Annotated in this window: 13 protein-coding genes, 1 tRNA gene and 1 pseudogene; 8 read left to right on the plus strand and 7 right to left on the minus strand. The window is 67.4% G+C overall.

Annotation, left to right across the window (positions count from 1 at the left end; genetic code table 11):
* From U0R18_RS20830 to U0R18_RS20845, 4 genes are all read right to left on the minus strand, one after another.
* On the minus strand, positions 1-1,352 hold a 1,352-nt coding region (locus tag U0R18_RS20830), incomplete at its 3' end, for an HNH endonuclease signature motif containing protein (RefSeq protein ID WP_526372049.1).
* A 39-nt stretch (positions 1,353-1,391) separates the two neighbouring features.
* A complete protein-coding gene (locus U0R18_RS20835; RefSeq protein WP_526372051.1) occupies positions 1,392-2,345 on the minus strand; it encodes a DUF808 domain-containing protein in 954 nt (317 codons plus the stop codon).
* Positions 2,346-2,367: 22 nt separating this feature from the next.
* The gene (locus U0R18_RS20840) at positions 2,368-2,724 is read right to left on the minus strand and encodes a hypothetical protein (protein WP_526372053.1); all 357 of its coding nucleotides are present in this window, start codon (positions 2,722-2,724) and stop codon (positions 2,368-2,370) included.
* Positions 2,725-2,786: 62 nt separating this feature from the next.
* On the minus strand, positions 2,787-3,749 hold the full coding sequence (locus U0R18_RS20845; protein WP_526372055.1) for an oxygenase MpaB family protein: 963 nt from the start codon (positions 3,747-3,749) through the stop codon (positions 2,787-2,789).
* Positions 3,750-3,896: 147 nt separating this feature from the next.
* Here U0R18_RS20845 and U0R18_RS20850 point away from each other — a divergent pair, with 147 nt between their 5' ends.
* The 5 genes from U0R18_RS20850 to U0R18_RS20870 all read left to right on the plus strand — a co-directional run bounded on the left by U0R18_RS20850 (position 3,897) and on the right by U0R18_RS20870 (position 7,069).
* A complete protein-coding gene (locus U0R18_RS20850) occupies positions 3,897-4,493 on the plus strand; it encodes a TetR/AcrR family transcriptional regulator (protein WP_526372057.1) in 597 nt (198 codons plus the stop codon).
* Between the two features lie 69 nt (positions 4,494-4,562).
* Positions 4,563-4,880 (plus strand): DUF2563 family protein, encoded by a 318-nt coding sequence (locus tag U0R18_RS20855; RefSeq protein ID WP_526372059.1) that lies wholly within the window; start codon positions 4,563-4,565, stop codon positions 4,878-4,880.
* Positions 4,859-6,364, plus strand: a complete 1,506-nt coding sequence (locus U0R18_RS20860) for a putative alpha/beta hydrolase (protein WP_526372061.1) — start codon at positions 4,859-4,861, stop codon at positions 6,362-6,364. The genes U0R18_RS20855 and U0R18_RS20860 overlap by 22 nt, the downstream gene beginning before the upstream one ends.
* An 8-nt stretch (positions 6,365-6,372) precedes the next feature.
* Positions 6,373-6,705 (plus strand): hypothetical protein, encoded by a 333-nt coding sequence (locus U0R18_RS20865; protein ID WP_526372063.1) that lies wholly within the window; start codon positions 6,373-6,375, stop codon positions 6,703-6,705.
* A 7-nt stretch (positions 6,706-6,712) separates the two neighbouring features.
* Entirely contained in the window at positions 6,713-7,069 is a 357-nt protein-coding gene (locus tag U0R18_RS20870; RefSeq protein WP_526372185.1) for a hypothetical protein, read from the plus strand.
* 58 nt (positions 7,070-7,127) lie between these two features.
* Here U0R18_RS20870 and U0R18_RS20875 read toward each other — a convergent pair.
* From U0R18_RS20875 to U0R18_RS20885, 3 genes and pseudogenes are all read right to left on the minus strand, one after another.
* Positions 7,128-7,388 (minus strand): annotated as a pseudogene (locus tag U0R18_RS20875) (LppU/SCO3897 family protein); the annotation flags it as partial.
* Positions 7,385-7,618 carry a type II toxin-antitoxin system ParD family antitoxin gene (locus U0R18_RS20880; protein WP_526372065.1) on the minus strand — a complete coding sequence of 78 codons (234 nt, stop codon included), beginning with the start codon at positions 7,616-7,618 and terminating at the stop codon, positions 7,385-7,387. The pseudogene U0R18_RS20875 and the gene U0R18_RS20880, both read right to left, overlap by 4 nt.
* A gap of 62 nt (positions 7,619-7,680) precedes the next feature.
* Positions 7,681-7,763, minus strand: a tRNA-Leu gene (locus U0R18_RS20885).
* 242 nt (positions 7,764-8,005) lie between these two features.
* Here U0R18_RS20885 and U0R18_RS20890 point away from each other — a divergent pair.
* From U0R18_RS20890 to U0R18_RS20900, 3 genes are all read left to right on the plus strand, one after another.
* Entirely contained in the window at positions 8,006-9,325 is a 1,320-nt protein-coding gene (locus U0R18_RS20890) for an FHA domain-containing protein (protein ID WP_526372067.1), read from the plus strand.
* Between the two features lie 116 nt (positions 9,326-9,441).
* Positions 9,442-9,909: an FHA domain-containing protein FhaB/FipA gene (locus tag U0R18_RS20895; RefSeq protein ID WP_526372069.1), complete on the plus strand. Its 468-nt coding sequence runs from the start codon at positions 9,442-9,444 to the stop codon at positions 9,907-9,909.
* Entirely contained in the window at positions 9,906-11,381 is a 1,476-nt protein-coding gene (locus tag U0R18_RS20900) for a PP2C family protein-serine/threonine phosphatase (RefSeq protein WP_526372071.1), read from the plus strand. The genes U0R18_RS20895 and U0R18_RS20900 overlap by 4 nt, the downstream gene beginning before the upstream one ends.
* Positions 11,382-11,395: the final 14 nt, after the last annotated feature.

Raw genomic sequence — 11,395 nt, forward strand, 5'->3', positions numbered from 1 at the left:
GGTTTTTGACGGTCGGTGAAACCCGGCCAGAAGGTTTTGACCAGGTGATGCTTGCGACAGTATCCCTTGATGTTGGACGGATGGGTGGGGCCGTAGGGCCAGGGGTTGGTGTGGTCGAGGTCGGCGCTGGTGGCGGGTCGGTCACAACCCGGCGCGCGGCAGGTCAGGTCGCGATGGCGGATCCAGGTGGCCAGCGACGGGGTTGGCCGATGGCCTTTCTGTGACTCCGCGGCGGGCGGCTTCAGGTGGTCGATGGTGGCGCCGCGGGCGATCAGATCGGCCAGTTGTTCGGCCGGGATGACCGGGCCGCCGGGGATGTAGCCGGCCGAGTTCCGCCGCTTCGAGCGTCCGGGGTCCGACGGCTTCGGCGATTCGACCGGTTCAGGGGTGGCAGCCTCCGCGGTGGCCGCGGACGGAGCAAGTGTCTCCGCGCTGCAGTGCTTTTCGTGGTATTCGTGGATGGCCTCGGCGAAACCGATCGGCTCGGCGGGTGGCTTCTCCCCGTGAATCTGCGGGTCGACCGGTGCGGACACCGCCTCGGCGTCGGCCAGCACGTGGATGGTGACCGAGGTGGCACGCCCGTCGTCGACCACGGCGGTGCACTCCTCCCGCCCGCAGGCACATGACAAATGCAGGTGCCCGGCACCCAACGCGCCCAACGCATCGGAACGGCGCTGGGCCACCGTCCGCGGATCCTGGCCGCACACCATGGCCGCCATCGCCGCCAGGCGGGCATCGAGGATCTCACCGTCGACCTTCAACAGCATGCCCCAGATCGCGGTCAGTCCGTCGCTGTCGTTGTCGGGGTCGCCGATCCGAATATCACGCTCGCGGGCCCGATCCCGGGTCCGGTGCACCGCGGCCGGATCCACCGCGTTGACCCACAGATCCACGGCCGCTTCCAACTTGGCCTGCGAGAGCCGCCCCCACTGCGCCGCGGCCGTCGCGATCCGACTGTCCACGACCTCCAGGGCGTCACGATCCACGATCAGCGAAGTCCGCGTGACCGCGGTCCGGGCGATCTGCAGCGAGATCACGCCGTCGCACAACAGCGCGGCCACCTTCGGCAGCCGGGTCCGCAACGCCAACCCGAGATCCATCTGGTTGCTCGCCCGGCCCAGCGAGATGCCCAGGGCCGCAGCGACCTCCACACTGGCCGCATCCCAACCATCAGCCGCCCAATCAGCACGCTCGTCCCCACCGAGGCGACGGACCGCGAACTCGGCGATCACCGCCAATCGCCGACCCGCCGCGGCCGCCTCCACCGCAGCTCCGACGGCCATCGCATCGACCAGCGCCGCATCCGACAACCCACCCACCGAGGAGGGTTCCGCTAGCTGGCAGTCGAACATGTGTGCGATTGTAAACGCGGCCACCGACAGTTCGTGCCCCTATGCGTGGGCGTCCTTCTTCCCGATCGGCAACACGTGCACGATCGCGAGAACGACGGAGCCGACGATCAGGCCGAGGATGGCCGACGCGGTGGTGTTCACCACCCAGCCCAACACCCCGCCGAACGAGCCGGTGGCGTGATGCACGGCCTGCTCGAGGTGGTGCACCTGGCCGTAGAGCCAGTGCCAGCCGAGCGTGTCGGTACCCGCCAGCAGGATGTGCCCGCCCACCCAGAGCATCGCCACCGTGCCAATGGTCGACAGTGCGGAAAGCACCATGGGCATCCCGTTCACCAGTGCGCGGCCCACTCGTTGCGAGAGCGCCGACGGGCGCTGCGCCAGCACCAGGCCGACGTCGTCCATCTTCACGATGCCACCGACCACGCCGTAAACGGCGACGGTGATCACCAGGGCGACCACGACCAGAATGATCAGCCTCGGCAGGAAAGCCTGGCTGGCCACCTCGTTGAGGGCGATCACCATGATCTCGGCGGACAGGATGAAGTCGGTCCGGATCGCGCTGGCGACCGTCTTGTCCTCGATGCGCTTCTCGTCCGCGTCGGGTGCTTCGGCGACGGTGACGGCGTGCTCCTCATGGCCCAGGAACCGGCCCCACACCTTCTCGGCGCCCTCGTAACACAGGTACGTCGCGCCGAGCATCAGGATCGGGGTCAGCAACCACGGCGCGAACTGACTCAGCAACAACGCCGCGGGCAGGATGAAGAGCAGCTTGTTGCGCAGCGATCCCTTCGCGATGCGTTTGACGATCGGCAGTTCGCGATGCGCGGCGATGCCGTGCACGTACTGCGGAGTGACGGCGGTGTCGTCGATCACCACACCGGCCGCCTTGGCGGTCGCCTTGCCCGCGGCTGCCCCCAGGTCGTCGATCGACGCGGCGGCCAGCTTCGCCAGTGCGGCGATGTCATCGAGTAGAGCGAAGAATCCGGATGCCATTTGGCTCGCAGGCTACCGGGTCTTATCGACCGTCGTCGTCCATGATCGTCTGGAGCATCTCGACGATCTGCTGCTGGCCCGCGGCCGCGACATCGAACTTGGCCCGCATATCGGCGAAACCCCGGTCGACCTGGTCGAAACGACCGTCCACGTAGTTCCGCAGATCAACGACATCTTGGCGGAGCGCATTGAAGCTGGCCGTGGTCGCCTTGCGGAAACCAGGCAGTTCGCCGCGGATCTCCCCGACCTCGCGGTCAGCGCCTCCGGCCAGGATGCGTGCCGCGGCGGCATCCTGTTCATTGGCCCGCACCCGCCGGGTGAGGTCGCCCACCTGCTGTTCGAGGGCGTAGACGCGCGGTTCGAGGTCGCCGGATTCCATGACCGAAGGCTACCGGCGATCCCCGAGGTCGGGCGGCCGGTTATCCACAGCGCCGTGACCGCCTACGCGCCGGCGTTCTCGGGCAGGTGGTAGGCGAACGACTTCTGCTGACGCTGCGTCATCTTCTCCAGGCACTCATGATGCTTGCGGGCGTGATAGGCCAGTGGGAAGTAGGTCAACCGGTCGGGCAGCACCCGGTACGCGGTGCGGACCACGGCGTAGGCGCGCTCGAGTTCGCGCTGCTCGCGCGCGCTCCAACTCACCCCGAGCTTGTCGCGCAGGCGCGGGTCGAGCAGCCCGACCACGGACAGGTAGTTGAACCGCATGAACGGGCGCATCGCCCGACGCACGGCGGGCCGCAGCGGAGCGGGGATCGCCGGCGGCAGGTCCACCCGCCCGCTCTTCAGATCATGGATCAGACTCAGCGCCTGCGCGTTGCCCTCCAGCGTCGGCACCATCTTCTCGAAGTACTCCTCGAACTCCGCATGCGTACGCGGGTAGCCCTGCAGTGGAACATGCAACAGGCGCGCAAGCCGAAGATTGTCCCGCAGCAGCTCCTCCTTCTCGGCGTCGGTGAAATCCCGGCCGATCAGGAGCCGGCCCGACTGCGAGTTGACGATGTAGCCGGTGGCGATAACCCATTGGTACGCCTCGGGATTCAGCGCGCTGATCTGCTTGCCGGTGCGCTCACTCTTCATCTTCAGAGGCTTGTGCAGGTCGCGCACCCGGTTGCCCTCGGCCACAGCCTCGGTGCCGCCGTAGATCCACCGCAGCACCGAGTCGACCGAGCGGATCGCGCGGCCGGCCGGGTCACCCCGGAAGGCCGCGGAGTACTTGCCGGTGACCTCGCCGATCACCGGGTGCATGGCCTGCATCATGAACGCCGCGCCGTCGAGGATGAGGAACGTCCACCGGCCGGTGTGCTCGGCCGTGAGCGAGTCCATGGGGATGAGTTCCGGATCGCCGGTTTCGTCGACGTCGAACTCGGCGGGGAGGTCGGTGTCGCGGTCCGCAGTGGCAGTCATCGTTGGCCTACCTTCTTGTTGGGCTGGCGTCGACGACCGTAATCTGACTCACAGGTCGCATTCAAGTCGCATTGGAGAATCTCGATGAGCGCCGATAGTCGCAGTTCAGGGCAACGTAAGGCGCCGAAGCAGGAACGCTCTCGCGAGATGGTCGCGAAAATCGTTGCCGCCACGGTCGCTCTGCTGCGCAGGGTAGAACCCGATCAGGTGACCACCAATGCGATCGCCGAGAAGGCGGGCGTCAGCAAGGGCTCGATCTACCAGTACTTCGCCGACAAGGACGCGATCATCGACGCCGCCATCAAGGTGATCGCCGTGGAGGAGGCCCCCGCGATCGAGGACATGTTGGGGACCATCACCCTGGCCGAACCCGCGGCAGGGATGCACGCCGCGATCGACATGCTCATCGACTACACGTTCAAGCACCGCAAGATCATTCGCTACTTCGCCGAACGCCCGGCGCACTTCCGCACGTTCGACGACGTCTCCGGGCTGCCCGCCACGCTGCTGACGATGGGCACGGTGCACACGAATCACTACCGCGACCGGTACCGCGACGAGCTTCCGCCCCGCTCGCACGCCTGGCTGTTCTTCAACATGGCCGTCGCCACCACCCTGCGCTACATCGAGGCCGACGACCCCATCCCGTTGGAGGACTTGCGGATTGGGCTGAAGTTCGCTGCAGAAGGGCTGCTGGTGAGGCAGCCCGGTCAGACGTCGCGCGCGCTTGATGGACGGCGATGAATCGGTGAACTGACAGCTCCCGTAACGCCGCTATGATCGGGCCCAAGAGTTTGCTACGAAGGGATAGCCGTGGAGATCGACGTCGAGGTGATGCATACCGGCGCCAACCGTTCCTACACTGCGGCGGGCCTTGCTGACGAGGGCGCACGGAAGCTGGGCCGTCACACCGTGACACCCGGCACGTTTGGCGGGTTTGCCGCCGCCGGCGACTTCGAGGGAATTCTGTCCGGCGCTCATTCCCAACACGTCTCGCGGCTGCGGGACCAGGAGCGGCGCCTCGGTGTACTCGGTGACAAGGCCCATGCCGCGGCAAGCGCGTTCTCCGACATGGAACGCCGCAACACCGACGCACTGAAAGAAGTGGCTTGGCTGACTACCCAGACCTGACCCACATCTCACTTGGGATGCTGTTGGCCGTGGGTGACCCGTGGCGGGCCGACGAGACGCTGCAGCGAGGCGACCCGGGGCAGATCGCCGAATTGGCCACCGCCTTCCGGGACGCGGGTGCCTGTACGACCGAGACCTTCAACGAGTTCGCGCAGGCCCGCGAGCGCTTCCATGAGTCGTGGAACCGCGAGAACGGCGAGCATCCCATCGACGACTCGGCCGAGGTGCAGCGCGCGACGACGCGTCTGCATGTGCAGAAGGAACAACTGCCGTCGATCGGCGCGGACCTGATGGACCTCGCGGCGACGCTAGCGGCCGCGGAGAAGGAGTCGGCGTCGAAAGTCGCCGAACTCAACGGCAAGTTGGCATTGCTCGACTGGGCGGTCGGTCAGGCCATCGCCGACGACCGGGACTACTCCAAGATTCTGGATCAGGCCGTGGAGGTCACCGCGCAGGCGGATACCGACGTCGAGCGGATCCGCGATCAGTACACCGACGAGATGGAACGGATCGCGTTCGACCTACGACTCGAGCACGGCTATGACCCGGCCGGCATCGAGGACGTCGATGGAGACGGCGAGGCCAGCCCCGAGGAACGCGGCCGCACCGCACCGGAGCACTACAACGCCAATCAGCGCGCCAAGGACGAGGCCCTGGTGAATGGCCCCGGTCCCTGGACTCCGGAAAAGGACGCTGCGGCAGCACGATTGCGGGACTTCGCCACCGCGACCACCCCGGCCACCGACCCGAACGTCACACCCGAGGCGCGTGAACTGGCATCCCAACGCCTCGACGACTTCCGGATGGCCAACTTCGTCGGACCGCTCCCCCGCGACCCGATCTTCGGTGGCGACGGGCGCACCCGGGCGCAAAGCCGGCTCGAACTGCAGCGCCAACTGGAGACGGGTCAACTCGGTTTTCCTCCGATGTCCCCGGATCAGGCCACCCAGGCGCTCAACGACGGTGAGTCGTTCGGCCGGGTGGTCACCACCAAGCAGGCGTACTTCGCGTTGACCAGTGCGGGGATGTCCCGGGACGGGGCGTTGAAGGTCTTGGCGGACATGGCAAATGGAGCTGGGCCGTGGCTCAAGGGGGCCGAGACATACGGGGATGTGATACCGCAGGGGAAACACGCGCTGCCCACCGACCTGCTGTCAGCCGGTGATGCCAAGGTGCTCGAGAAGCTCGCCAGGTATGGCGGCACGGCCGGGGACGCGATCCAACTCATCTCAGCAGCAAGTGACTTCTTCAATGATCCTAACAACCCCAACCGGTATAGGGATGCCGGTGGCGCGTTGGGTAACGTACTCGGCGGGATGGGCGGTGGAGGAGCGGCGGTGGCGCTCGCGGGCTCGTTCACGAACCCCGTGACCGCGGCCATCGCGGTCGGTGTTTTGGCGTACGCGGCTGGCGAGGGCGGCGAATGGCTCGGCACTGAATTTGGTGGCCGGATCGACCGGTCGAAGTCGGCCGCTGGGGGGTAGGAACGACGGTGGCTACTGCACTCAACTTGGTAGCAATGGTGCTGATCGGACTTGCCGTCGTCGGCGGCTGGTTTCCCCTGTGGAAATCCGCGCGATTGTCTCCGGATTCGATCCAGCGCCGCGTGTATTGGACATGCTCGACTCTTGCCGCGCTCTTCTGCTTTCTTGCCGAACTGCCCGACTTGCAGGCGGGACTGTTCATCGGCACCGGCGTCGGACTTACGCTCGTCGCCATAGCTTTGTACTGGACTAACCATGTCAAGGTTCGCGGTCGCGTGTATTCGGCCCTGCCAAGCAATCGTCGACCCGACAGACCGCCCGCGTTGAGCAAAGACGGCTGACCGCCTGGTGAAAGGCCTCTACGCGCTCAAACCCTGGTACACGCGCCGGCTCAACGGTGTCGTGGATTACGCCGTATCACATAGGCTTTCGCCGGACGTGTTCACCGCGGCGGGAGTGCTGGCCGCCGCCGGCGCGGCGGTGTGGGCGGCGCGTCAGACCGGGCCCGGCCTGCACTGGCTGTCCTGGCCGGTGTTGTGGGTGCTCGGTGCGGCACTGGCCGCCACCCTGCCGACGTTCGCGTCGCTGGCCGCCGCCGGTGCTGGTGCGGCGCCCCTCCGCGGGACAACCTGCGGCTCCCCCAGGCCATTGACGCCGAACGCGACCGTTGCGTTGGCGGCGGGGTCAGTGCAGTCGGTCGGGTGACATCACCAGGCGCCGAGGCGTAGCACTGCCCTTCACGCAGATTCCACATCAAGCACAACGTGCGCGTCTTGCTGGTCATCACCGGGTAGAGAGTGCCGTCACGTTCGCCGTCCGGGCAGCTGGCCTCGGCGTCACCTCGCGAGACCAGTTGCATGGTGGCGTCGGCGCGGTCGCAGTCGACGGGTTCGGCGGTGAGGCGCCGTTGTTCGAAGTCAGTGTTGGTGATGCATTGGCCGGCCTCGAAATCGAACACGTTCCAAGACCGCACGGCGAGCACGTAGGACAGGACATGTCCGGCACCGAGCAGCGCCACGATCACCCCGGCAACGATGAGCCCAGATCCATTGCTTCCGCTATTTCTTTGACGCGCATCCGGCCCAGGAAATCGTCGAAGTCGAATTCAGTCGAAGGGCCGCTATTTTCACCATCGACGAGCGCCGCGCGCAATGCCGAGGCTCTGACGCCGTCGATCGCGACGCGACGCGGATGTTCATCCGGTCCCGCTCGCCTCCTGAGATCAATTCCTGGAACATCCGCCCACAAACACAAAGGTCACGACCTCTTTCGAGTTCGTGACCTTCATGCCTGCAGTTCGTAGAACCGCACAAACGTGGGCGAAGGGGGACTTGAACCCCCACGTCCCGAAGGACACTGGCACCTGAAGCCAGCGCGTCTGCCATTCCGCCACTCGCCCGAATGACCGCGGAAGCGTATCACGCACCCCGGCGGGAATCCCAAACCGCGGGCGCCGGAACCGGACCAGCCCCTCCCCCAAGATCAGCGCGCTGACCTGCGACAACACGATTCTCAGAGTTACCACGGTGCCGCCTGGGTACTCCCGCCCGATAACATGCAGGTGAAACAAACACAGGGGCGCGGTAGACGCATGGCCTCGAGAAGGTGTCGTGCGCGCGGAATCAGAAGGTAGGCGGTGAGATGGGTCTGGTGGAGCGGTTCGACCGCAAGCTGGAATCCACCGTCGAGGACGCCTTCGCCCGCGTGTTCGGCGGTTCGATCGTCCCCGAGGAAGTCGAGGACCTGCTGCGTCGCGAGGCCGACGACGAAGTCCGGACGCTGGCCGGTGGTCACCGGTTGGCTCCCAACGAATATGTCATTACCCTCAGCGTTTCCGACTATCAGAAAGTCCTTTCGGATCGCGATCTCACATCGGACACATTTGCCAAACATCTGACCGCGTACGTCGGTGAGCGTGGGTGGCAAACGTATGGTGAGGTGGTCGTCCGATTCGAGCAGTCACCGGCCCTGCACACCGGCCAGGTACGCGCGCACGGAGTGGTCAACCCCGACGCGGGCGCCCAGACACCCCCACAATCAGAGCAGGCGTTGGCCGCAGAACCAGGAGTACCAGCGATGAGCGACAACCCGACCTACCGCCCCGGCCAGGACCGGCCCGACCGGCCCGCCGATGAGTACTACGACGACCGCTACGGGCGCCCGCAGGACGATCCGCGGTATGCCGCCCAGGGCGGCTACGACCAGGGCTACAACCAGCCCCCGCGGCCGTCGTACCCCGAGCAGGGCGGCTACCCGCAGTCCTATGAGCAGCGGCCACCGGCCGGTTACGGTCCCCCGCCCGGGTACGACCAGCAGTACCGCGGCGGCTATGCCCCCCAGGGCGCCCCGCAGGGTTACGGCGCTCCCCAGGGCCAGCCGCAGGGCGACTATGGCGATTACGGCCGTCCGCCGGCCCCGCGTCCCGACGAGTACCGCCCGTCCTACCAGGACCAGGGCTATCCGGAACAGGGCTACAACGCTCCCCCGTCCTACGGTCGGCCCGACTACGGCCAGCCCGACTACGGCCAGCCCGATTACGGTCGCGCCCCCGGCGGCTACGGCGAGCCGGGTCGGGCCCCCGCCGACTACGGCGATTATGGCCAGTCCCAGGCCCCGGCGGGCTACGGCGGTTACGGCCAGGGCGCCCAGACCGACTACCGGCCCGCGGCCGGCGGCGCCGCGGTCACCCTGCAGCTCGACGACGGCAGCGGCCGGACCTACCAGTTGCGCGAGGGCGCCAACGTGGTGGGTCGCGGCCAGGACGCCCAGTTCCGCCTGCCGGACACCGGCGTCTCCCGGCGGCACCTGGAGATCCGTTGGGACGGCCAGGTGGCGCTCCTGAGCGACCTGAACTCCACCAACGGCACCACCGTCAACAACGCGCCGGTGCAGGAGTGGCAGCTGGCCGACGGGGACGTCATCCGGCTCGGCCACTCGGAGATCGTCGTCCGGGTCCACTGATCCCGCCGGTCCGACCCGGGCGGAGCCAGGCGAGCTTCCCGTACCGCTGGTGGTCGCCAAAGTATCGTGACGTTGCCGCCGCGAACCGAGGGCGACATCAAGGGAAGGACGGCCAGATGCAGGGACTTGTTCTGCAGCTGTCCCGTGCCGGCTTCCTCCTCCTGTTGTGGGTGTTCATCTGGTCGGTGCTGCGGATCCTGCGCACCGACATCTACGCGCCCACCGAAGCGGTCATGGTCCGCCGCGGCATGGCGTTGCGCGGGACACTGCTGCCCAACCGGCAGCGGCGCACGACGCCGAGGTATCTCGTCGTCACCGCGGGCTCCCTGGCCGGCACCCGGATCACGCTGGGCTCGCAGCCCGTCCTGATCGGCCGGGCCGACGATTCGACGCTGGTGCTCACCGACGACTACGCCTCGACGCGGCACGCACGACTCTCCCAACGCGGGTCGGAGTGGTACGTCGAAGATCTAGGCTCGACGAACGGTACCTACCTCGACAGGGCGAAGGTGACAACGGCGGTACGAGTTCCGATCGGGGTGCCGGTCCGCATCGGCAAGACGGCGATCGAGTTGCGCCCGTGACGCTCGTACTGCGCTACTCCGCCCGCAGTGACCGCGGCCTGGTGCGCGCCAACAACGAGGACTCGGTCTATGCCGGTCCGCGGCTGCTGGCCCTGGCCGACGGGATGGGCGGGCACGCCGCCGGCGAGGTGGCCTCCCAGCTCGTGATCGCCGCCCTGGCCCACCTCGACGACGACGAGCCCGGCGGCGATCTGCTGTCCAAACTCGACGACGCGGTGCACCAGGGCAACGCGGCCATCGCCGCCCACGTCGATGCCGAGCCCGAACTCGAGGGCATGGGCACCACGCTGACCGCAATCCTGTTCGCGGGCAACCGGCTCGGCCTGGTCCACATCGGCGACTCGCGTGGCTATCTGCTGCGCGACGGTGAACTGAACCAGATCACCAAGGACGACACCTTCGTCCAGACCCTCGTCGACGAGGGCCGCATCACCGCCGAGGAAGCTCACAGCCATCCGCAGCGCTCGTTGATCATGCGCGCGCTGACCGGCCACGAGGTGGAGCCCACCCTGATCATGCGGGAGGCCCGGGCCGGAGACCGCTACCTACTGTGTTCCGACGGCCTGTCCGATCCGGTCAGCCAGGAGACCATCCTCGAGGCCCTGCAGATCGAGGGTGTCGACGAAAGTGCCGACCGGCTCATCGAATTGGCGCTGCGCGGCGGCGGCCCGGACAACGTCACGGTCGTCGTCGCCGACGTCGTCGACTTCGACTACGGCCAGACCCAACCGATCCTCGCCGGTGCGGTGTCCGGCCACGACGACGACAGCGTGGCTCCCCCGAATACCGCCGCAGGCCGGGCCTCGGCCATCTCGGCTCGACCGGCGGCCGCCAAACGTGTTGTGCCACAACAGGAGATCGCGGTCAAGAAACCGCGGTCGCGGCGCCGGATGCTCATCGCCGCCGTGGTGATCGGCCTGTTCCTGCTGGCCGGGCTGGCCGTTGGCCGCGAGATCATCCGCAACAACTACTACGTCACCGCGCACGACGGCACCGTGTCGATCATGCGGGGCATCTCCGGCTCCATCCTGGGCATCCGCATGCAGAACCCGTATCTGCTGGGCTGCCTCAACGACCGCAACGAGCTGTCCCAGATCAGTTACGGCCAGCCGGTGGAGAACCTGGACTGCCGTCTGATGAAGCTGCAGGATCTGCGGCCGTCGGAGCGCGCGCAGGTGGCCGCGGGCCTGCCCGGCGGTTCGCTCGACGACGCCATCGGGCAGCTTCGCGAACTGGCCCACAGTTCGCTCCTGCCACCCTGCCCCACCGCTACGCCAACACCAACGCCCACGCCCACGCCTACACCGGCGCCGGCGCCCCCGAGCACTCCCAGAACAGAACCCGGACAAGAGGATTCGCCGACCCCGGCTCCGCCGCCGACCCCGGCTCCGCCGCCGACCCCGTCGCCCACCGTGACCGCTCTGCCCGCGCCACCGCCCAAACCGGGTACCGACTGCCGGGCGGCGGCATGACCCGCCGGCGGCTG

It is taken from the genome of Mycobacterium sp. (genome assembly GCF_046330795.1).
Lineage (GTDB): Bacteria > Actinomycetota > Actinomycetes > Mycobacteriales > Mycobacteriaceae > Mycobacterium.

What these genes read in the sequence shown, in the direction of transcription:
- U0R18_RS20835 (WP_526372051.1), bottom strand. Translation starts at nt 2,345, where the DNA reads ATGGCATCCGGATTCTTCGCTCTACTCGATGACATCGCCGCACTGGCG.
- U0R18_RS20840 (WP_526372053.1), bottom strand. Translation starts at nt 2,724, where the DNA reads ATGGAATCCGGCGACCTCGAACCGCGCGTCTACGCCCTCGAACAGCAG.
- U0R18_RS20845 (WP_526372055.1), bottom strand. Translation starts at nt 3,749, where the DNA reads ATGACTGCCACTGCGGACCGCGACACCGACCTCCCCGCCGAGTTCGAC.
- U0R18_RS20850 (WP_526372057.1), top strand. Translation starts at nt 3,897, where the DNA reads ATGGTCGCGAAAATCGTTGCCGCCACGGTCGCTCTGCTGCGCAGGGTA.
- U0R18_RS20890 (WP_526372067.1), top strand. Translation starts at nt 8,006, where the DNA reads ATGGGTCTGGTGGAGCGGTTCGACCGCAAGCTGGAATCCACCGTCGAG.
- U0R18_RS20895 (WP_526372069.1), top strand. Translation starts at nt 9,442, where the DNA reads ATGCAGGGACTTGTTCTGCAGCTGTCCCGTGCCGGCTTCCTCCTCCTG.